This window comes from Mesobacillus sp. MER 48, assembly GCF_023714225.1.
GTDB lineage: Bacteria > Bacillota > Bacilli > Bacillales > Cytobacillaceae > Mesobacillus > Mesobacillus oceanisediminis_A.
On the sequence record NZ_JAMAUR010000002.1, the window covers coordinates 581,317 to 602,516 of the forward strand.

The 21,200-nt window shown below is 43.4% G+C and carries 19 protein-coding genes; 18 read left to right on the plus strand and 1 reads right to left on the minus strand.

From position 1 onward, the window contains the following. From M3593_RS09100 to M3593_RS09115, 4 genes are all read left to right on the plus strand, one after another. Positions 1 to 867 (plus strand): 2-oxoacid:ferredoxin oxidoreductase subunit beta, encoded by an 867-nt coding sequence (locus M3593_RS09100; RefSeq protein ID WP_251541937.1) that lies wholly within the window; start codon positions 1 to 3, stop codon positions 865 to 867. Positions 868 to 1,222: 355 nt separating this feature from the next. After that, a complete protein-coding gene (miaB, locus tag M3593_RS09105) occupies positions 1,223 to 2,767 on the plus strand; it encodes a tRNA (N6-isopentenyl adenosine(37)-C2)-methylthiotransferase MiaB (protein ID WP_144474946.1) in 1,545 nt (514 codons plus the stop codon). 1 nt (position 2,768) lies between these two features. Then, on the plus strand, positions 2,769 to 3,206 hold the full coding sequence (locus M3593_RS09110; protein WP_144474947.1) for a YlbF/YmcA family competence regulator: 438 nt from the start codon (positions 2,769 to 2,771) through the stop codon (positions 3,204 to 3,206). Between the two features lie 535 nt (positions 3,207 to 3,741). Further along, positions 3,742 to 4,284: an outer spore coat protein CotE gene (locus tag M3593_RS09115; RefSeq protein WP_144474948.1), complete on the plus strand. Its 543-nt coding sequence runs from the start codon at positions 3,742 to 3,744 to the stop codon at positions 4,282 to 4,284. A gap of 109 nt (positions 4,285 to 4,393) precedes the next feature. Here the strand turns inward: M3593_RS09115 and M3593_RS09120 are convergent, their stop codons facing one another. Then, on the minus strand, positions 4,394 to 5,305 hold the full coding sequence (locus M3593_RS09120) for a 4Fe-4S dicluster domain-containing protein (RefSeq protein ID WP_144474949.1): 912 nt from the start codon (positions 5,303 to 5,305) through the stop codon (positions 4,394 to 4,396). A gap of 309 nt (positions 5,306 to 5,614) precedes the next feature. Between M3593_RS09120 and M3593_RS09125 the strand changes: the two genes are divergently transcribed. From M3593_RS09125 to mutS, 14 genes are all read left to right on the plus strand, one after another. Continuing rightward, positions 5,615 to 6,232, plus strand: a complete 618-nt coding sequence (locus M3593_RS09125) for a TorD/DmsD family molecular chaperone (protein ID WP_251541934.1) — start codon at positions 5,615 to 5,617, stop codon at positions 6,230 to 6,232. Positions 6,233 to 6,384: 152 nt separating this feature from the next. After that, positions 6,385 to 8,580, plus strand: coding sequence for a molybdopterin-containing oxidoreductase family protein (locus M3593_RS09130; protein ID WP_251541927.1), 2,196 nt, complete (start codon positions 6,385 to 6,387; stop codon positions 8,578 to 8,580). Next, on the plus strand, positions 8,580 to 9,116 hold the full coding sequence (locus tag M3593_RS09135) for a 4Fe-4S dicluster domain-containing protein (RefSeq protein WP_251541918.1): 537 nt from the start codon (positions 8,580 to 8,582) through the stop codon (positions 9,114 to 9,116). The genes M3593_RS09130 and M3593_RS09135 overlap by 1 nt, the downstream gene beginning before the upstream one ends. Positions 9,117 to 9,122: 6 nt before the next feature. Continuing rightward, positions 9,123 to 10,019: an NrfD/PsrC family molybdoenzyme membrane anchor subunit gene (nrfD, locus tag M3593_RS09140; RefSeq protein ID WP_251541916.1), complete on the plus strand. Its 897-nt coding sequence runs from the start codon at positions 9,123 to 9,125 to the stop codon at positions 10,017 to 10,019. Positions 10,020 to 10,909: 890 nt separating this feature from the next. Beyond that, the gene (locus M3593_RS09145; protein ID WP_251541915.1) at positions 10,910 to 11,368 is read left to right on the plus strand and encodes an NUDIX domain-containing protein; all 459 of its coding nucleotides are present in this window, start codon (positions 10,910 to 10,912) and stop codon (positions 11,366 to 11,368) included. A 186-nt stretch (positions 11,369 to 11,554) separates the two neighbouring features. Next, entirely contained in the window at positions 11,555 to 11,698 is a 144-nt protein-coding gene (locus M3593_RS09150) for a hypothetical protein (RefSeq protein ID WP_186326644.1), read from the plus strand. A gap of 23 nt (positions 11,699 to 11,721) precedes the next feature. Beyond that, positions 11,722 to 12,048, plus strand: coding sequence for a hypothetical protein (locus M3593_RS09155; protein WP_251541906.1), 327 nt, complete (start codon positions 11,722 to 11,724; stop codon positions 12,046 to 12,048). A gap of 290 nt (positions 12,049 to 12,338) precedes the next feature. Then, positions 12,339 to 12,836, plus strand: a complete 498-nt coding sequence (locus tag M3593_RS09160) for a GNAT family N-acetyltransferase (protein WP_251541904.1) — start codon at positions 12,339 to 12,341, stop codon at positions 12,834 to 12,836. 144 nt (positions 12,837 to 12,980) lie between these two features. Continuing rightward, on the plus strand, positions 12,981 to 14,024 hold the full coding sequence (locus M3593_RS09165; protein ID WP_251541901.1) for a sensor histidine kinase: 1,044 nt from the start codon (positions 12,981 to 12,983) through the stop codon (positions 14,022 to 14,024). Beyond that, a complete protein-coding gene (locus M3593_RS09170) occupies positions 14,011 to 14,628 on the plus strand; it encodes a response regulator transcription factor (protein ID WP_251542341.1) in 618 nt (205 codons plus the stop codon). The genes M3593_RS09165 and M3593_RS09170 overlap by 14 nt, the downstream gene beginning before the upstream one ends. A 159-nt stretch (positions 14,629 to 14,787) precedes the next feature. After that, entirely contained in the window at positions 14,788 to 15,729 is a 942-nt protein-coding gene (locus M3593_RS09175) for an ABC transporter ATP-binding protein (RefSeq protein ID WP_144475013.1), read from the plus strand. 11 nt (positions 15,730 to 15,740) lie between these two features. Continuing rightward, positions 15,741 to 16,931 carry an ABC transporter permease gene (locus tag M3593_RS09180; RefSeq protein ID WP_251541899.1) on the plus strand — a complete coding sequence of 397 codons (1,191 nt, stop codon included), beginning with the start codon at positions 15,741 to 15,743 and terminating at the stop codon, positions 16,929 to 16,931. Further along, a complete protein-coding gene (locus tag M3593_RS09185) occupies positions 16,924 to 18,057 on the plus strand; it encodes an ABC transporter permease (protein ID WP_144474959.1) in 1,134 nt (377 codons plus the stop codon). Before M3593_RS09180 ends, M3593_RS09185 begins: the two co-directional genes overlap by 8 nt. A 252-nt stretch (positions 18,058 to 18,309) precedes the next feature. Beyond that, a complete protein-coding gene (gene mutS, locus M3593_RS09190) occupies positions 18,310 to 20,961 on the plus strand; it encodes a DNA mismatch repair protein MutS (protein WP_251541897.1) in 2,652 nt (883 codons plus the stop codon). The last annotated feature ends 239 nt before the right edge of the window (positions 20,962 to 21,200 follow it).

The following is a 21,200-nucleotide window of genomic DNA, read 5'->3' on the forward strand; positions in this document are numbered from 1 at the left end:
ATGGCGACTTTTAAAGAATTTCGCAATAATGTAAAACCAAACTGGTGCCCAGGCTGCGGAGACTTCTCTGTACAGGCAGCGATGCAGCGTGCTGCTGCTAACGTTGGTCTTGAACCCGAAGATCTGGCCGTCATTTCAGGTATTGGCTGTTCTGGCCGTATCTCTGGATATATCAATTCTTACGGTTTCCACGGAATCCATGGCCGCTCACTTCCAATCGCACAAGGTGTGAAGATGGCGAACCGTGATTTAACGGTTATCGCTTCCGGTGGTGACGGGGACGGTTTCGCGATCGGTATGGGGCATACTGTCCATGCGATCCGCCGTAACATCAATATCACTTACATTGTCATGGACAACCAGATTTATGGTCTGACAAAGGGACAAACCTCTCCGCGTTCGGCAGCTGGATTCAAGACAAAATCAACACCTGCAGGTTCCATCGAGCAAGCTATTTCCCCTATGGAACTGGCTTTGACAGCTGGTGCTACTTTTGTGGCACAAAGTTTCTCAACTGACCTGAAAGACTTGACTGCCCTGATTGAAGCAGGTATTAAGCATGAAGGTTTCTCACTGATCAATGTCTTCAGCCCTTGTGTAACTTACAACAAGGTCAACACATATGACTGGTTCAAGGAAAACTTGACAAAGCTGAGCGACATTGACGGTTATGACCCGTCAAATCGTGAAGCGGCTATGCAGACTTTGATGGAACATAAAGGTTTGGTTACTGGCCTAATCTATCAAAATACAGAGCAAAAGTCTTATCAGGATCTGGTTAGCGGTTATTCTGAAACTCCGCTTTCAAAAGCAGACCTTAAGCTTGACCAGGCTCATTTTGATAAGCTTGTTGCTGAATTCATGTAATAAATCTGCACATTGCAATAAAACCCCAATCATCATGGATTGGGGTTTTATTTTTCAGTAAGAGTATGAAACTGAAAACTTGCGAAATGATTTATAGTGATAAGTATCACTACTATAATGACAGTTATAAGGTAATATGATTGTGTCGGCTTTTTTTACCGTGAATGCTGTATTTCCAATGCATACTATTGTTTTCATTGATTCAAGAGTTTATACTATTATAATGTGTATATTTAATAATTTCAGGGTAAAATATCGCCCTTTTTGCAAGTAGAATGCAGTTCAGTATGCTTCCTGGGAAAAATTACCGGGAATCTATGCTGCCTGCACGCTTTCTATTGAAAGGAGATCTGTCATGAACGAAAATCAACGCCTGGAAGGACAGCAAGTACAAACTGAAAATTCTTCGGACAAAAAATCCAGCAAGGATTATAGCAAGTACTTTGAAACAGTATATACTGCTCCTTCTTTGAAGGATGCGAAAAAGCGCGGAAAAGAAGAGGTAAAGTACCATAAGGACTTCGACATCCCACAAGAATTCATCGGGATGGGAAAAGGCCGCAAATTCTATATCCGTACGTATGGGTGCCAGATGAACGAACATGACACTGAGGTCATGGCTGGTATTTTCCTTGGGTTAGGCTATGAGCCTACTGACAGTGTCGAGGATGCGAATGTCATCCTGCTGAATACATGCGCAATCCGGGAAAACGCTGAAAACAAGGTGTTCGGTGAACTTGGTCATTTAAAGCATCTGAAACGTGAAAAACCGGATCTGCTTTTGGGTGTATGCGGCTGTATGTCACAGGAAGAATCTGTCGTCAATAAAATCCTGAAAACCTATAACCAGGTTGATATGATTTTTGGTACGCATAATATCCATCGCCTGCCGAATATTCTCCAGGAAGCATACATGTCCAAAGAGATGGTCGTGGAAGTGTGGTCCAAGGAAGGGGATGTCATTGAAAACCTTCCTAAGGTACGCCGCGGCAATATCAAGGCATGGGTTAACATTATGTATGGCTGCGATAAATTCTGCACATACTGCATCGTTCCTTATACACGGGGCAAAGAGCGAAGCCGACGTCCTGAAGATATCATCCAGGAAGTTCGCCAGCTTGCGGCACAGGGCTATCAGGAAATTACCCTGCTGGGCCAGAATGTAAACGCATATGGAAAAGACTTCTCAGATATTAAATACGGACTGGGAGACTTGATGGATGAAATCCGTAAAATCGATATCCCGAGGATTCGATTCACTACGAGCCATCCACGTGACTTCGATGATCACTTGATAGAAGTCCTGGCAAAAGGCGGAAACCTGATGGACCATATCCATCTTCCAGTGCAATCAGGTTCTACCGATGTATTGAAAATCATGGCCAGGAAGTATACTCGTGAACAATATCTTGAACTTGTACGCAAGATTAAGGCAGCCATTCCGAATGCAACTTTGACAACGGATATCATCGTCGGATATCCGAATGAAACGGATGAACAATTCGAGGAGACATTGTCACTCGTCCGTGAGGTTGGCTATGAATCAGCGTATACCTTCATCTACTCTCCAAGAGAGGGAACTCCAGCAGCGAAAATGCAGGATAATGTTCCAATGGAAGTGAAAAAGGAGCGTCTTCAGCGTCTGAATGCTCTTGTGAATGAACAGTCTGCCCAGTCGATGAAGAAGTATCAAGATCAGATTGTTGAAGTGCTGGTCGAAGGCGAAAGCAAAAACAATCCGGATGTACTTGCGGGATATACAAGCAAGTTGAAGCTCGTCAATTTCGTAGCTCCTAAGTCGGCAATCGGCAAAATCGTCAAAGTAAAGATCACAGATGCAAAAACATGGTCTTTAAATGGGGAAATGGTAGAAGAAAACGAACCAGTTGAGGTGAAGTAAGTTGGCAAAATACAATAAAGATGACATTATCGAACGCTCAAGAGAAATCGCACGAATGATTGCTGAAACAGAAGAAGTGGACTTTTTTAAGCGTGCTGAAGCACAAATTCATGAGAATGAAAAAGTAAGAACGCTTATTTCTTCTATAAAAGGTCTTCAAAAACAAGCCGTAAACTTCCAGCATTATGGAAAAACAGAAGCTTTGAAAAAGACCGAGGAAAAAATCGCTTCCTTAGAAGCGCAGCTTGACGCAATTCCGGTAGTACAGGAATTCAAGCAATCCCAGATCGATGTAAATGACCTGCTGCAGATGGTCGCAACGACTATTTCCAATACTGTTACAGATGAAATCGTTGTATCAACCGGAGGAGATATCCTCCGCGGCGAAACCGGCGCTTCACTCCAGAACGGAGCAAGCTGCCACACCCACGAACATTAAATCACTAGTTAAAACAAGGCACCTGTTTATAGCAGGTGTCTTTTTTATGGAAAAGGCTCTGTTAAACAGGACAGTTAATATGCGTTCCGGGTGCTTCGCTTTCCGCTGAGCCTTCACGTTGCTTTGCTCCAGCGGGGCCTCACTTTATCAGCTTCGCCCGCAGAATATTGAGAACCTTCCTCGAACTCGCCAACGCATGAGGAAAAATTCGGAGGAGTCTACGCGCCTTCCACTACATACAATCAACAGGTGTAAAACCAATATTGAACTTTAACAGAGCCATGCGAAAAAGAGCTTTCCGTCTACAAGTGCAAAACATTATTTTGCTTTCTTTTTCAGGTTTCTCACTATAAATGGACTCCAGTGAATGCTCAAATGAATTACCCATCATCTTTCATCAATCGGGAACATTCATCGCCTGTGGGCATACAATGAACTATGCCTAAATTTTTAACAGCGGTTCTAAAATTAATCGCACACTAGTCTAATATCACGCATAGGATGAATTGAAAAAGATTGAGGAGGTTTCGCTCGCATGGGAGATTACAGAGAGATTATCACGAAAGCCGTCGTAGCGAAAGGACGTAAATTCACACAGTCCAATCATACGATCAACCCAGCGCATCATCCAAGCAGCATTCTTGGCGCTTGGGTCATAAACCATAAGTACAAGGCAAAGAAAGTAGGGAAAGTGGTTGAGGTAAACGGGTCCTACGAAGCCAACATCTGGTACTCCTTTGATGATAATACAAAAACAGAAGTAGTCACGGAGAAAGTAACTTACTGCGATGTCATCAAGCTTAAGTACCGTGATCCAGATTGCATGGATGACCATGATGTGCTCGTTGAAGTCCTTCAGCAGCCTAACTGCATCGAAGCGGTCATTTCGCCAAATGGCAACAAAATCATCGTTCACGTCGAAAGGGAATTCCTGGTCGAAGTCATCGGTGAAACCAAGGTTTGTGTCGTCACTCACCCAGGCGGATGTGACTGTGACGAGGACGAGTGGGGTCACGGAGTCGATGACGATGAATTTGAAGACTTGAACCCAGACTTCCTGCTTGGTGAGGAAGAATAACATCGAACTAGGAAGCTTCTACTTCCTAGTTTTTTTTTACGCAATAAACAGGCAGCAGCTACCCTGTAAGGTAACCCGGGGTCGCTGCTGCCTGTTTTCGTTCATGTATTTATAAGAAGAAATTCGGTTTTTCAACAGAGCTGCAAATTGGACATAATTCTGCTGCTCTCCAGGAATGGAAGGGAGTATGGCATTTTTGGCAGTTAGTTTTGATGACCGGGAATCTCTCTTCATCACTTTTATGGACTTTAGGGAAGATTTGCACTGATTTTTCTCTGCATATGTCACTGCAAAGACGGCAGCCGCTGCAGTTATGATCCGTAAGTTTCAATGAATCATCAACAAGGCGGAATACATCAGAGGGACAAATCGCAAAACATGCCTCGCATAATGTACAATCCTCTTGATTCAACTTTACCTCATAAAATGACCAACCTTTAAAAAGGTTCGAGGTTTTGAAGCTGCTTTCATTGAACCGCCATTTGATTGGAGTCATAGAAGAAAGAACGGTCTTTTTGCTGTCTGAAGTAAGCTTGGCAAAAAAGGCACGTCTTGATATCAGGAGCTGATCTCCTATATCTAATTCAACTTTATTTACGAGGGATAGTGGCTCAAATTCCATTTTCGCGAGCAGTTCATTTGTCCGCTTGACTTTCTCCTTTAGCTCCTCGCACATCAATGGATCATGGACGCGTCGTATTCCTTTCTTATGATAATAAAGAAGTTCAGTGACAGTAGGTAAAGCAGAACCATCCTCCAATAAAATATGATTTTGGATGATTCTCCTTGGTGGTGACTGTCCTTTAATCGCCTGTACCGGGCAAATCGTGATACAGACACCACAAGTCGTGCATGATTGTTTGCTAATATTTATTTCGCCATTTTCCACACGTATGGCTTCTGTGGGGCATTCGTCTATGCAGGCTGTACAGGAACTCATGTGACTGATTTTTCTTGTACAGGAGGAGGAAATCTCCAATTCATAACTCAAGCTTTCAATCCAATTGCCAATCAGCGACATTGAAGGTCACCTCAACATTCATTTTTACTACACTACCATTCTACGATTAAAGTCTTTTAAAAAAGTCGTGTTCGCCAGAAATTCATATAGATGTTAAGGAATGTTCACAAAACCTCTAGCACAAATATAGAAAAAAAGCAGGTTAGAGCGGACTTAGCACAGTGTATGGCGGGAAGGTCAATGAAAATCTTCCAGTCTTATTAGGTGAAATCCTTCACATACTAAAAGGCTATTCTCCACAGAATGTTTGTTGTTTCACAAACTTGCTTGAAATATAGTGAAGATGTAATCGAAAGGTGGTGTAACCAGATGATTGAGTCAATCGAAAAGAGAGCCGGAACTGCGGTGGTTTTTAACATTATTGCAGACTTATATAAGCCGCCTGTTTTGGAGACCTGGAAAGAGATGGAGCAAAACCATTTACTGAAAAGGCTAGAGTTACTGGCCAGGGATTTATATGGTTTTGAATCTTCATTAGACGGGATCTTGCCTGATGACTTTGAACAATTATGCAAAATACATAAAAAGGCGATCGGGTCAGCAGAAGAGAAAGCCGTCCTTCCGATAGAGTCGCTATATAAACCGTGGACCCAGGATGAAACTTGTACTCTTCCATTTGCTCGGGAAAAAGGCTACCTGCAAGGTGATCCGGCCCTGCACATTACCTTCCTCTTAAATGAACTGAAAATGGAAATTCCAATGCAGTACAAAGGCATTCCCGATCATATATCCATTCTGCTTGAGCTGGCAGCATACTTCATCGAACATGCTCCTGAAAAATTCAGCAGAGAGTTCATTGAGGATCACCTGGACTGGCTGAGTGAATTTGAAATAAAACTTAAAGAAAAATCGATCCATTCTTTCTATGAAGGGATTACTCGTTTTTTAATAAAAGTTATTGAAGCGCAGCAGAAAATGGATAATTAAAAAGGTCTGCAACATAAGGTGGTGATGCTTTCGGTGCGAGCAATGAGACGATTGCAAAGAGGGAAGGCTGGGTTTGATCTGTTCAAGGTTTGTGAAGCAGCCTGCCTGACTGAAGGCGGAAAAGGGTCAAGAGAAAAAGGAGGGCTAGTATAATGCTAGAAACAAAACTATCAAGGCGGCGATTCATAAAAGCTTCTGCCGCGACAGCTGCCCTGGCATCTGCGGGGACTGTTGGCTTTAATGAATGGTCTAAAGAATATGTAAAAGCTAGTGCTAACGCGGAAATTAAAGAAATTCCCAGTACATGCAATGCATGCTCCAGCAAATGCGGAATGGTTGGCCACATCAAGAATGGGCGTTTATGGAAGCTTACCGGGCATCCAGACCATCCATATTCCAAAGGAAAGCTTTGCGCCAGAGGACATGGGTATGCGACGGTTGTTTATTCTCAAGACAGGCTGACCCAGCCGCTGAAACGGGATGGAAAGAATAACTTCGAGCCCATTACCTGGGAGCAGGCTTATAAAGAAATTGCTGAAAAATTAAATAAGATCATCAAAGAGCATGGTCCCGAGGCGGTGGCGCTCACAGAAGACCCAAGAGCTACAGGAAAGTTCTATTCTCCACGATTTATTAATGCGCTGGGCTCGGCCAATTATTATACACATCATGTCGTTTGTTCAAATTCAAGAGATGCGGGTTTTCTTCATACAGTCGGAGTGACTGCTACCAGTGCGGACATCAGCAATGCAAAATATATTATGTTCATTGGCAGAAGCTACGGCGATGGAATCCGTCCGAGTTCGGTCCAGTCTTTGGCAGCTGCACGGGACAATGGAGCAAAGATTGTCATCGTGGATCCGCGATTGAATAACACGGGCAATCTCGCTACTGAGTGGCTGGCCATTCGTCCAGGTACTGACCTTGCCCTCGTGCTGGCAATGTCACATGTTCTTATCAAGGAAAACCTTCATGATTTGGATTTTATTAAAAAGTATACAGTTGGTTTTGAAGCATATGCCAAAGAATTGGTAAACTACACTCCGCAATGGGCAGAGGGTATCACTGGTATTCCTGCTGCGGATATCACCCGTATTGCAATCGATATGGGGAAAGCAAAACCAAAAGCCCTGATTGAACAATCTTGGAGAGGCGCATTTGGCTGCAACTATGAAAATAGCACAGAAACCGGCCGCGCCGTCGCCATGTTCAATGCTTTACTGGGTAATTACCAGCAAAAAGGCGGAAGTATCTTTGGAGCTAAACCCCACCTGGGCAAATTAGATGAGGTGAAATATCCAAACCCGAAAGAACCAGAGTCACCAAAGGCAGGCAAAAAGGAATTCCCTCTTGCTTACCAGGGTAGCGGTGTCGCAACAATCGTTGCGAAAGAAGCACTGGAAGGCAAAATGAAGGCTGCTATTTACTACCATTCAAATGCTGCCCTTGGCTATGGGAATCCAAAAGTGATGAAAGAAGCATTTTCAAAAATGGATTTGGTTGTAGCCATTGATGTCCAAATGTCTGAAACGGCTCAATTAGCCCATTATGTTCTTCCGGAAGTCACCTATATCGAGCGTGATGAGGTCATTGAAGAGTTATCCGGTAAAGTACCGGGAATCGCCTTAAGACAGCAGATGGTTGATAAAGTCCATCCTAAGACAAAGCCGATCCATGAGATTTATACAGAGCTGGCAAAAGCCTGCGGTGTCGGCCAATATTTCAATTTCACGCTGGATGAATTGAACGAAGCAATGCTTGCACCAACAGGTATATCTTATAAGCAGCTGAGGGAAAAAGGAACCATCATGTTCCCTGCTGAGGAAATTACGATGGGTGAAATGCCGAAAGTAAAGACACCATCTGGAAAAATTGAATTCTACAGTGAAACGTATAAAGAAGCCGGTTTTAACCCAATTGTCGAATGGATCGAGCCAAAAGTTAGTCCTGCAGATGATTCTTTCCGGTTAATCACAGGAAAACAGGCAATCCACAGCCATACACAAACTGCGAATATCCCCATATTGATGCAGATTACTAAAGATTATGATTTAGAAAGAATCTGGATCAACCCTGTTCGTGCCAAAGCGCTGGGAATAAAGGATGGGGATATGGTTGAAGTGAAATCCAGCGAAGCCACCAGCAAAATCCGTGTTAAAGTAACGGAGAGGATCCATCCGGAAGCAATCTTTGTTCCAAGCCACTATGGGATAACTTCCAAGGATTTAAAGACCGGATACGGTGTGGGCTTTGGCTACATGGAACATGTACCCTTTGATTTTGAAAAATGGAGCGGAGCAGGAAATATCCACGAAGTAATCGTGAAGGTTAGGAAGGTGAATGGCTGATGGCACGCTATGGAATGGTGATAGACACAAGAAAATGCGTCGGCTGTTACGCATGCCGGGTGAGCTGCCAGATGCAGAATGAACTTGCGGTCGCAGAGTCCTTTATTAAATTTTACGAAAAAGAAACGGGCGTTTTCCCGAACGTAAAGAACGAAATCATCCCTGTGCAATGTCAGCATTGCGAGGATGCACCATGTGTAAGTGTCTGCCCGACCAAGGCTACATACTCGACAAAAGAAGGCATCGTACTTGTAGACTCCGAGAAATGTATAGGCTGCAAATATTGTATGGTTGCTTGCCATTACGGAGCAAGAACACAGAATCACGAGACGGGAGTAGTGGAAAAATGCCGTTTCTGTTCCGAACTTGTGGCGGAAGGAAAACAGCCGGCCTGTGTCACAACATGCATTAGCAATGCCCGGATTTTCGGTGACCTTGATGATCCGAACAGTGAAGTATCAAAGGCGATTGTAAAATTAAATGCCCAGCCTTTGAGACCGGATTTAGGGAAGGCAAAAATTTATTACGTGAGGTGATTATAAATGGTTTGGGGAACTATTATCGCAGCTTATTTATTCCTTGCCGGGCTGAGTGCAGGGGCGTTCTTAACCTCTTCCTATGCAGCAAGGAAATATCCTGCTGCTGTTGCCGTCCGTTTTGCTGGCAGGCTGATCAGTCCAATCCTGATGGGGATAGGTCTACTGCTTCTCATTGTCGATGCAGAGGCAGGATTGAAAGATCCATTGCGCTTCATCTATTTGTTCACGAATTTCAATTCAGTCATGACCATTGGGACTTATTTCATCAGCTTCTTTATGATGGCTGCAGCCTACATGGCCGTGATGGAATTGTTGAAAAAAGAAACAAACAAAATAATCGAATACGTCGGCATGGTTTTTGCTGTTGCAACAGCAATTTATACAGGCTTCCTAATTGGTGTCATTGGTGCTGTACCACTTTGGAACACGGCCATTTTGCCTATCCTGTTTGTTGTATCTGCCTTCTCAACAGGGATTGCCGGGACGATGCTTGCGGCATCGATAATGGATAAAAAAGTCATCCATCATGTGATGTCCATCAAAAAAATTCACCTATCGCTGCTGATTGCTGAAGTCTTCCTGATATTCACAATGTTCTTGATCACATCTTCAACCAATGAATCGGCTGCCCAATCGGTATCCATGCTGCTGACTGGCGAATACAGCACAATTTTTTGGGTCGGCTTGATTGCAATAGGGCTGATTGTGCCAATCATCATCGAAGGTCTGGAGTTATTTAACTTCAAAAAGCTGAACACCAGCCGCGCAGGACTGGAAGTTGCAGCCGGAGGTACAAGCGGGATTGCCGCAACCCTCATAACCGAAAGCGCAGTTCTTACCGGAGGCTTCATCCTTCGTTATCTATTGCTAGCCGCAGCAGTACCTGTCATCTTTTTATAAGAACAAAACGAATCAGCGTGAAATCTTGATATAAGATTTCACGCTTTTTAATTTGTCTTTTTCTCGGACAAAACCTAGGCATAATTAGCTGGAAATGTCTGAAGTAGGGTCGTGTTCGGACAAAACTAAGGCATCAGCAGCTTAAAATGTCTGAAGTAGGTCCATGTTCGGTCAAGACTTATGCATCACCAGCTGAAAATGTCTGAAGTGGGGGCGTGTTCGGACAAAAGCCTGGCGTCAGCAGCTATAAATGTCCGAAGTGGGGTAGTCTTCGGACAAAAGTCTGGCGTTAGCAACTCGAAATGTCAGAAGTAGGTCCATGTTCGGACAAAACTCAGGCATCAGCAGCTGGAAATGTCTGAAGTAGGTCCATGTTCGGACAAAACTCAGGCATCACCAGCTGGAAATGTCTGAAGTGGGGTCGTGTTCGGACAAAAGCCTGGCGTCAGCAGCTATAAATGTCCGAAGTGGGGTAGTCTTCGGAGAAAAGTCTGGCGTTAGCAACTCGAAATGTCAGAAGTAGGTCCATGTTCGGACAAAACTCAGGCATCAGCAGCATGAAATGTCTGAAGTAGGAGTATGTTCGGACAAAACTCAGGCATCAGCAGCTGGAAATGTCTGAAGTAGGACCATGTTCGGACAAAAGCCTGGCTTCAGCAACTCGAAATGTGTAAAGTAGGAGCGTGTTCAGACAACAAAACCATGCGGTCAACATCCGAAAATGTCTGAACTATAATCGTGTTCAAAAAAACTCCCGATTGCAGAAGAATTATCACCTTAAAAAACCAATAATTAAGCTGAATCCTTATCGATGTTCAACTTGTTGACATTAAAAGGGATTTCCAGCGATAATGTCATAAAATGCACCTGATAAACTGAGAGGATAAGAAATGATAATCTTTGGAAAAAAGGAAGCAGACATCAGTTACAAATGGAGACCAGGTGTTTATGGATTGATTTTTAATGAAAAGAATCAAATCGCCTTGATCCGGACTGATGAGGGTAAGTATTTCCTTCCAGGTGGCGGCATGGAAGATTATGAAACTCACCAGGAATGTCTCGTTAGGGAAGGTATAGAAGAAACCGCCCTGATTCTTACAGTCGGTGAATGGATTGGCAAAGCGAAGCAATATTTTTATTCGGAAAATGATCAACAACATTATTTGTCCGAAGGAGATTTCTATTTAGCTCATATTGCGGGAAAAGCCGATGGGCCTGCTGAACTAGACCACCACTTGGAATGGATCGAATTGGACGAAGCCATTGAAAAACTATTTCATGAGCACCAGCGCTGGTCTGTCCGAAAAGTTTTGAAGCTGGCTAAGAGTCACCATCTGCATTCTATTTAGAATATGGTGAAAGAAGGAGAATCCGTGCCAATTGGGAAAATCAAATGACCCAAATTACCTCTTTTCTTTCACACCTGCTTAATGGTAATGTTAGCTTAATCACCTTTTCCTTACATAAAAATAGTTTGATGGAAGCATTTAGTGGGAAAATATTTCATAGAACAGCAAAGAATAATGAGGGTGATTATGGATATCAACTATGAATTTCAGATCTTCCACGAAGAATTAAGAAAGCTGAAAAAAGATTTTCAGCGTTGTGAAGATGTGACAATAAAGAAATCAATTGCCAATGACATTGAACTTTTGGAAAATGCGCTTAAAGCGATCTGAAAAAATGAAGCAGGAGATTTACTATGAATAGACAAATAACTGATCCAGAATTCCTTTCTTTCTGTGAAACTGCCAAACCGATCGAAGTAGTTGAAAAGATCACTGATCATAACATCCGTGGGCTTGAGAATATTGCGCTACGTTCGATTTCGACTCGGAACAAGCTTCCGGCAAATGTTGTGAACCTTTTGGTGGCCTATTTTTACAGCCACTATGGGAATCAGGTGTATAATCGGAATGATCTGGCACGGCTTTATGATTACTGGGCCTCAAAGGATGTCAGGACAATGGCCAAAGCTGCTGAAATGGTCCAGGAGGATATTGAGGAAGTCCTTAAATCATTGAAATAGCCCAATTTATGAACAGGCTGATACCAGCCTGTTTTTTTTAGAGGAAAATCACATTTCATCGCGAAATCTTATACAAAGGCTGTATTCGTAAAGATTGTTGTTAAAATCCTAAAGCCGATTTTAACGTGATAAAAGCCATTTTGTTGGTCGGGACTAAGTTGGCAAGCTCTTTTCTCATATTAAGCGTGAATTTTGTGAAGAAACTTAGGTAGTTCCATCCTAATTTGTATTCAATAGCAACAATGTTTGAGAAAAGAGCCTATACAAAAGATTGAAAGCAGGGTGGTATTTTGCTCAAGGAATCTCAGATAAAAATTGCCGGAATGGATGACGGTCAAAAGGTGGTCCAGTTTTTAAAGCGAATCGCACAGTGGATGAAGGACAATGATATCAATCAGTGGCGATACCTTCTTAGTGGCGGGGATGATGAAGAAATCCTGCATGCGGTAAAGAAGATGGAAACTTATATCGTTTTGAATGAAGATGAAGTGATTGCTACCTTTACTATTTCGGAAAACCAGAGTGAATGGGATCATCATATCTTTGGTGAAGATTTCGCCCGGGATTCACTTTATTTGCACAGATTGGCCATTTCTCCAGAATTGATAGGAACCGGTGTGGGAAGCGAACTATTGGACTGGATTCATCAAAACATATCAACAGACAAATCATTCCTCAAATTAGATTGCGTTTCGGATAACAGGAAATTGAACAAGTTTTATTTAGACAACGGCTTTGAATATTTGGGCGAAACGGACCATCATAGCAAATACCAAAAAAAATTATAAGGATGAATCAGAGGACTCTATGCGGGTCTTTTTTTTATACAGCAATGGGAAGATGTCACTCAATGTTAATAAACAAAACATTTTACCCACAAAAACAGAGGTTACAATAGAGTTGTAAAGATACCGCAGTTGCGAGGGATTGCTATGTTGATGCAGAAAGAATATTTGGCAGATATTGTGAATCATTTGCCTGAGGGTATGATTGTAATGGATACAGAGCGGACGATTCATTACCTTAATGAAAAGGCTATAGAAATGACAGGCTGGAAACTTGGAGAGAAGGTGCCATATTGCACTTATTGCCAGGAACGTGAAGTGAATGAGGATGAGAACCGCTGTATTCTTACGGCTGATGAGCCAATTCCTTCTTTTAACTCCCATCTGGCTGTATATGAAGGACTTGAAGAGTTTGAAATGTCCCTGAAAAAACTGATAATAGCTGAAGTAACCTATTATGTCCTGCGCATCCGACAGCCAGTGCAGAATGAAAACAGCGAACGCGCCAGGTTCCATGAGCTGCTTGTCCGGGAGACGCTGCTTGCCCAGGAAGCAGAACGGAAGAGGATTGCCAGGGAATTGCACGACCATATTGGCCAAAGCGTATATAGTATATTCCTTGGCTTGGAGGTCATAAAGCAGGGATTCAGCGATGAGAAATATCAGCACCATCTTTTCAATATGATGAATGTCATGGAAAAAACGCTTAAAAATATCAAACAGCTGACCAAAAGTCTCCGGCCAGAAATTGTCTACGATATCGGCCTCGAAAAATCACTTCGCCAGGCTGTTAAGGACTGGCGGAAATTATATCAGATAGAAATCTTCCTTGAAATGGAGCTGGATAAAAAACAGGAGCTTGACCCGGAAAAAGAGCTCCATCTATTCAGGGTCATCCAGGAAAGTGTTGCCAATGCGGTTCGCCACGGACAAGCAACCTATGTTTCCATTCATTTAAAAACTTATTATCAATATGTCTTTTTCAATTTATACGATAACGGAAAAGGATTTTTATCAGAAGGCTGTAAAAAGAAAGGACTTGGCTTAAAGCATATGTATGAGCGCTGCAAAATGCTTGATGGAGATATCAAGTGGCTTAGCAAAGAGGGCGGGCCGACAAGGGTGGAAGGATTTGTATCTTTGATCAAAGCGGAGGGAGAGAGGGAAAGTGAACTTAATGATCATCGATGACCATGAGATTGTCAGGGATGGATTGAGCATGCTTCTTCAACAATCATTTTGCATTGATGGAAGGATCTGTGCCTGTGATGGTTATGAAGCTGTAAAAGCTGCGGAGAATTTTCCGGCAGACCTCGTCATGCTGGACCTTTCGATGCCCGGCGGGTTGGATGGTATGTCAACTCTGGAAAGATTGAGGAAATTGCTGCCGGAGGCCAAGATTGTCATCTTTTCAATGCACGATGATATAGTCTACCAGAAAAAAGCTTATGAGGCAGGAGCTGACGGCTTTTTAATCAAACAGTTGAAGCGGGATGATCTCATCCAATCCCTTGATCAGATTTTGGCAAACCAAAAGGTGTTCGATACATATGTTTGGGAAGATAGTTCAGAAGGGGATCATTTTAATCTGGTCGACCTCCCGATAACAAAACGCGAAAAAGAGGTTTTCGTACTGACTGTTAAAGGATACTCGCAAAAAGATATAGCAGAAAGGCTTGACATTTCCGTCAAAACTGTTGAAAATCACAGACAGAAAATCGGTGAGAAGCTCGGTACCCACAAGCGTTATGAATGGGTTGAGACTGCAAGGAAATACAATGTATTTTACTCTTAAAAACAGGGCAAATAATTGTCCTGTTTTTTTACTAAATAAAAAGGGCTGTAATCCTAAGTGATTTTTGGATGATATGCCCATTTTTAATGGAATTTATTTCATGCTGGGATTTTTTTTGCGATAATGGAAGAATAATAGTACGAAAGCAGGTGTTTTGTGTTGCAAGTACTTCAAGTGAATCAGGTAACCAAGAGATTCAAAGATTTTGAGGCTGTAAAAAATGTCTCTTTTTCTGTTAACAAGGGGGAATCATTTGGTCTGCTTGGCCCTAATGGCGCTGGTAAGACAACGACAATCCAGATGGTATCCGGACTGTTTCCTCCAAGTTCGGGAAGCATCGAGATTGCTGGCATTGATATGATCAGGCAACCCAAGAGAGGACAGGGACTTTTAGGAATAGTTCCACAGGAAATAGCTCTTTACCAAACGATGAGTGCAAGGGAAAACCTTGCTTTCTGGGGGAGGATGTACGGTTTAAGGGGACAAAACCTGCAAAAGAGGATAAACGATGTGCTGGAAATCATCGGGCTGGCTGATCGGGCAAAGGAAAAGGTTGAGACTTTTTCTGGAGGAATGAAGCGGAGAGTCAATATTGGAGCTGCCATATTACATAATCCTGAGTTATTAATCATGGATGAGCCGACTGTAGGGATCGATCCCCAATCACGGAGCCACATCCTTGAAACAGTAAAAAAGCTGAATCAAGAAGGAATGACAGTCATTTATACAAGTCATTATATGGAGGAAGTCGAGTATCTTTGTGAAAAGATTGGCATTATGGACCACGGAAAATTCATCACTTCAGGAACAATTTCTGAATTAAGGGAGACAATCGGTGATCGTTCTCGGATTGTCATGAATTTCTCGGAAGCGCACGAACCTGAGAACATAAAGAAGGCACTGAGCCAATTAGTGCCTGAAGAGGATCTGGCTATCCAAGAAAGTGAACTAGCCATCTTTCATAATGAACCGCAAAAGGTCTTGAGTGAATTGATTCAGACAGTTACTGGAGCAGGATTCGATATCACATCTGTTGAGATCGTTGAACCAAATCTTGAAAGTGTCTTCCTCCATTTGACCGGACGAAGCTTAAGAGACTGAGGGGGATTATCATGGGATTTTGGTGGCTGGCATTGAAGGATGCACTCCTGTTTGGAAGAGACAAAAAAGCGTTGCTGACACTTGTTTTCATGCCTATTTTATTAATTGGAATTCTTGGCGCAGCATTCGGCAATATGATGGGAAATGAAGAAGAAGCTCCCATCAAAGAATTCAAGATTGGAATTGTCAATCTTGATGAAGGCGCACTTGGCAAGGTTTTAGAGGAAGAAGTCTTAATGGAAGGACTGCCAGATCTTATCTCTGCTGAGGCAATGGGTGAAGACGAATTAAACGATCAATTAAAACAGCAGGCCATCTCCGTGGGAGTCATACTTCCACCAAATTTTTCGGATCATATCATTTTAGGTGAAGAATCAAAAGTTCGAATCATCTCCATTCCATCTGCTTCGATCCAGTCGTCGATCGTGGAGAGCGCAGTGCTGCAGTTCGCGCAGGGTGCTGCCGTTAATATGGCAGCCATAAAGGTTGCGGGTCCGCCAGACTCTGGAAAGTCCGTTACTGCATTTGCTCTGCCTGCCATTGAAACTTTTGACCTTGTCGAAGAGGTTGCAGTGAAGCAGGAACAGAAGCCCGTTGGCTCGTTCCAGTATTATGCAGCAGGTATGGGAGTGATGTTCTTACTTATGACCGTTATTACGGGTGTATGCACAATGATTGAAGAAAAGGAACAGGATGTTTTTAATCGTCTGCTGATCACCAAGTTGACCAATACTGATTACCTTATAGGCAAATTCATCGGTTTGCTGTTCATGTCCTCAATTCAATTTTTCATCATCATTATCGGAACAAGATACCTGTACGGAGTTGATTGGGGAAATTCGATGTTGGGTGTCATGGTGGTTGGCCTGTCTTTCGTTTTTAGCGTATGCGGGCTGGGAGTCCTTCTGGGCACGCTTGTGAAAACAGAGAAAACCTTCAATGCGGCTGGTATGCTTGGCACGCAGATCATGGCGGCTGTTGGGGGGAGCATGGTCCCGTTATATGTTTTTCCGGAGTGGATGAATTCAGTCGTAAAAATCCTTCCCAATGCTCTTGCACTCCAGACATTCCTTGAGTTGATGACCGGGGCAGACGTGGGGCAAGTGTTAGTGGAAGCTGGTATTTTAATTGCCATCGGAGTCGGTTCGATTGTACTTGCGTTTGCATCCCTTTCTGTAAAAAGGAGGGCTTCACATGCTTAAAGTGTTCTCCATTGCGGTTTTACATCTGAAAACATTGTTTAAGACCCCTTCTGCACTCATTTTGATGTTTGTCATGCCCATTATGTTCAGCTTGATTTTTGGCGGAATTGGCTCAGGTGGATCCTCTGAAAAAAATAAGCCAGTGGTCATGGTGGTAGAATCAAAAGAGGATGTGGATGGCTCGATCATGAAGCTCTTATCCTCTAACAGCCAGTACAAATGGCAGCGGGCTAGTGAAAAAGCAGCAAGAGATTCGGTCGACAACCAGAAAGCAATCGCAGCAGTGGTCATGGCTGAATCAATGATTGGAAATTATGAACAGGAACAACCTCTATTTCAAATGATTGTCCAAAGAAAAACCCAGGAGTATCTTGCTTTGAACAACTATATCAAAGGAGTCGGAAGGACAGTTGGACAGTCAATGGAAGTCAGCGCGGCTCAAGGCAAAGAGAAAGCTTTTGATATGATTGGAGAAGTGGCAGCAAAGGATCCGATTGGGGTGAACAGGGAAATAGCCAAAAAAGAGCAATCAGAATCAGAGTCTGTGGGAATGCTGGCGATTGGTTTTACCATCATGTTTATGATGTTTGGTATTTCAGGAGCTGCATCAGCCATCCTTGACGAAAGAATCGGCGGAACCTGGCAGCGGCTGCTCACTTCTCCTGCTACCAAAGTCCAGGTCATGGCAGGGTATTTAATCTCCTATTTCTTGATGGGAGCTATTCAATTATCCGTACTGATGGCGGTGATGAACCTGATCTATGGTTCTTCCTGGGGAAATCTGGTTTATTTCGCTCCTTTTGCGGCATTGGTGATCATAACGATTGTAGGCTTTGGCCTAATGATGGCTGGCATCGTGAAAACCAGACAACAGTCTGGGGCATTAAGTGCAGTACTGATTGTCAGTACCTGTATGCTTGGCGGAGTCTATTGGCCGATTGAGATTGTACCGGAGTTCATGCAGCAGATTGCCAAAGCAGTGCCTCAGAGCTGGATGATCACAGGATTTCGGGAAATCGTCAGTGGCAGCCTTTATACCCCGGCAATTGTCAGCTCCACACTGGTACTGCTCACTTTCAGTACGATCTTTTTTACTATTGGCTTAAGGAAAATGAAATTTGATTGAATTTTTGCCAGTCCATTTATGGGCTGGTAATTCTTTTTAAGTGGATTCTATCGAAAATTATAATTTGTCGAGTTATAATAGATATTTAGAGTAAGAGTCGAAACAGCGGCTCTTTACTTTGTCTGAAAAAGGGAAAGAACCGTGAAAAGGTAAAATCAGAGGTGCTTCTCTTCCTTAAAACAGAGAAGTATATGAAATGGTAAACGTGAGTATAAACTCAACAACTACGCAATGTGAATTTTGGAGGATAATATGGCTGCATATACCCCTATGATCAAGCAATACCTGCAAGTGAAGGCAGATTACCAGGATGCCTTTTTATTTTTCCGTCTGGGAGATTTTTATGAAATGTTCTTTGAGGATGCGCTAAAGGCATCCCAGGAACTTGAGATCACACTGACCAGCAGAGAGGGCGGCGGTGAGGAACGGATCCCGATGTGCGGAGTTCCATACCATTCTGCTCCTAACTATATCGAACAATTGATAAACAGAGGGTACAAAGTGGCCATCTGTGAACAAACGGAAGACCCGAAGACAGCCAAAGGCGTCGTGAAGCGTGAAGTGGTCCAATTGATTACGCCCGGAACAGTGATGGAAGGGCGAGGGCTTCTTGAAAAAGAGAATAATTTCATTGCCACTGTATCTGTATTTTCTAATAATCAATTCGGTTTTGCCTGCAGCGACCTTTCAACTGGAGAAAGCAGGGCAACATTGATTAATGGAAGTATTGATGAGCTGATCAACGAATTATCGATGTCTGGCGCAAAGGAAGTCGTCATCGAAAGCACACTTTCACCAGAGATCCAGAAAAAGCTCCGGGAACGATCCATTCTGGCTCTTTCAATAGAGGATAATAGCGAAGTGAATGAGAGTTTTTCAGATTTGTTTGCGGAACTGGATAATGAGGCACTGATCACCACTGTCTCAAGACTGTTCAATTATCTGTACCGAACCCAGAAGCGAAGTCTTGACCATTTGCAAAAGGTCTCAGTTTACCATGTTCAGCAATATATGAAGATCGATTATTTTTCAAAGCGGAATTTAGAGCTTACTGAAACAATCCGTTCCACAGCGAAAAAAGGTACGCTTTTATGGCTGCTGGATGAGACGATGACAGCAATGGGCGGCAGGATGCTTAAGCAATGGATCAACAGGCCGCTGATTGATAAAACTGAAATCGGCCGCCGCCAGGAGCTGGTTCAATTATTCGTTGGCCAGTTTTTCGAACGACAGGAATTACGGGAAAAATTGAAGGACGTATACGACCTGGAACGCCTGGCAGGCCGCGTTGCTTTTGGCAATTTGAATCCTAGAGACTTAATGCAGCTGAAAAGATCATTGCTCCAGGTTCCTGTGCTGAAAGATATACTGGAGAATCTCTCCCATGAGGAAGCTGCCAGGATGGCAGAAAGGCTAGATCCTTGTGAGGAAGCTGCCGATTTGCTTGAACAGGCAATCGTGGAAAATCCCCCTATCTCAGTAAAAGAGGGGAACATCATTCGTGACGGATATGACCAGCAGCTGGATCAGTATCGTGATGCGAGCCGCAATGGGAAGACATGGATTGCGATGCTTGAACGTGAAGAGCGTGAAAAGACGGGCATTAGATCGCTTAAAGTTGGCTATAACCGGGTGTTTGGCTACTATATCGAAGTGACTAGGGCGAATTTGCATTTGCTGCAGGAAGGACAGTATGAGAGAAAGCAGACTCTTTCAAATGCAGAGCGTTTCATCACTCCTGAGCTGAAGGAAAAGGAAGAATTAATCCTTGCTGCCGAGGAAAAAAGTGTCGAGCTGGAGTACCAGCTATTTACCGGCATACGTGAAACAATCAAAGAATATATTCCGAGATTGCAAGGACTTGCAAAGGCGCTCAGTGAACTGGATGTCCTGCTTGGGTTCGCAGAACTTAGTGAACAAAGGCATTATGCCAGACCTGTGTTCTCCGCTGACCGGAAAATATATTTGAAGGATGGACGCCATCCTGTAGTCGAAAAGGTGATGGACGCGCAGGAATATGTACCCAACGATTGCTATATGGATAATGAACGTGAAGTCCTGCTGATCACAGGTCCGAATATGTCTGGTAAAAGCACTTATATGCGCCAGGTTGCATTAACCGCCATCATGGCTCAAATTGGCTGCTTTGTACCTGCTGAGAAGGCTGAGCTGCCTATTTTTGACCAGGTGTTCACCCGAATCGGGGCTGCCGACGATCTCGTCTCAGGTCAAAGTACCTTCATGGTTGAAATGCTTGAGGCGAGGAACGCGATTATTAATGCTTCTAGGGACAGCCTGATTCTATTCGATGAGATTGGCCGGGGAACATCGACCTATGATGGAATGGCTCTCGCCCAGGCAATGATTGAATACATCCATGACAAAATTGGCGCAAAAACCTTGTTTTCAACTCATTATCATGAATTGACTACGCTTGAAAAGGAACTGCATAAATTGAAAAATGTCCATGTCAGTGCTGTGGAGCAAAACGGCAAGGTCGTCTTCCTTCATAAAATCAGAGAAGGCGCAGCGGATAAGAGTTACGGTATCCACGTTGCCCAGCTGGCTGAATTGCCGTCAGAACTGATTGAACGTGCTGCGGAAATCCTGCAGATCCTAGAGCAGACGGACAGCCAGGTTTCAGGTGATGTGGGCTTTGAAAATGGCCTGGATACTGTCAAGGCATCTGCGGAGGTAGACCAAAGTTCGCTTCAGGCCAGGGAAACAGCAGCTGCAGCACAACTGTCATTTTTTGATGAAGAGCCCGGACAACAAAAAACCAATAAGGCCAGCAAGAAAGAAAAGCAGGTCCTCGATCAATTGAGCGGACTTGAGATTCTGGATATGACGCCATTACAGGCGATGAATATGCTTTATGAATTGCAAAAAAAGCTAAGAAAGTAATGAATAACAAGATAATATTTAAAATTGGCTCTGTTAAAGCCCAACGTTGTTTTTATTCCTGTTGATTGTAGTGGAAGGCGCGTAGACTCCTCCGAAAATGCTAACGCATTTCCATCGTGCGTGGGTCCATTCGGGGAAGCTTTACAATGTCCTGCGGGCGCAGCTGGTCAGGTGAGACCTAGGTGAAATGATTCACGTGAGGAATCATTTGCACCCCGCAGGAGCAAATCGACGAGGAG

Bases quoted from the DNA above. Each gene is read 5' to 3' on its own strand.
- M3593_RS09100 (WP_251541937.1), top strand. From the start codon at position 1: ATGGCGACTTTTAAAGAATTTCGCAATAATGTAAAACCAAACTGGTGC.
- miaB (WP_144474946.1), top strand. From the start codon at position 1,223: ATGAACGAAAATCAACGCCTGGAAGGACAGCAAGTACAAACTGAAAAT.
- M3593_RS09115 (WP_144474948.1), top strand. From the start codon at position 3,742: ATGGGAGATTACAGAGAGATTATCACGAAAGCCGTCGTAGCGAAAGGA.
- M3593_RS09120 (WP_144474949.1), bottom strand. From the start codon at position 5,305: ATGTCGCTGATTGGCAATTGGATTGAAAGCTTGAGTTATGAATTGGAG.
- M3593_RS09125 (WP_251541934.1), top strand. From the start codon at position 5,615: ATGATTGAGTCAATCGAAAAGAGAGCCGGAACTGCGGTGGTTTTTAAC.
- M3593_RS09130 (WP_251541927.1), top strand. From the start codon at position 6,385: ATGCTAGAAACAAAACTATCAAGGCGGCGATTCATAAAAGCTTCTGCC.
- M3593_RS09135 (WP_251541918.1), top strand. From the start codon at position 8,580: ATGGCACGCTATGGAATGGTGATAGACACAAGAAAATGCGTCGGCTGT.
- nrfD (WP_251541916.1), top strand. From the start codon at position 9,123: ATGGTTTGGGGAACTATTATCGCAGCTTATTTATTCCTTGCCGGGCTG.
- M3593_RS09145 (WP_251541915.1), top strand. From the start codon at position 10,910: ATGATAATCTTTGGAAAAAAGGAAGCAGACATCAGTTACAAATGGAGA.
- M3593_RS09150 (WP_186326644.1), top strand. From the start codon at position 11,555: ATGGATATCAACTATGAATTTCAGATCTTCCACGAAGAATTAAGAAAG.
- M3593_RS09155 (WP_251541906.1), top strand. From the start codon at position 11,722: ATGAATAGACAAATAACTGATCCAGAATTCCTTTCTTTCTGTGAAACT.
- M3593_RS09165 (WP_251541901.1), top strand. From the start codon at position 12,981: ATGTTGATGCAGAAAGAATATTTGGCAGATATTGTGAATCATTTGCCT.
- M3593_RS09170 (WP_251542341.1), top strand. From the start codon at position 14,011: ATGATCATCGATGACCATGAGATTGTCAGGGATGGATTGAGCATGCTT.
- M3593_RS09180 (WP_251541899.1), top strand. From the start codon at position 15,741: ATGGGATTTTGGTGGCTGGCATTGAAGGATGCACTCCTGTTTGGAAGA.
- M3593_RS09185 (WP_144474959.1), top strand. From the start codon at position 16,924: ATGCTTAAAGTGTTCTCCATTGCGGTTTTACATCTGAAAACATTGTTT.
- mutS (WP_251541897.1), top strand. From the start codon at position 18,310: ATGGCTGCATATACCCCTATGATCAAGCAATACCTGCAAGTGAAGGCA.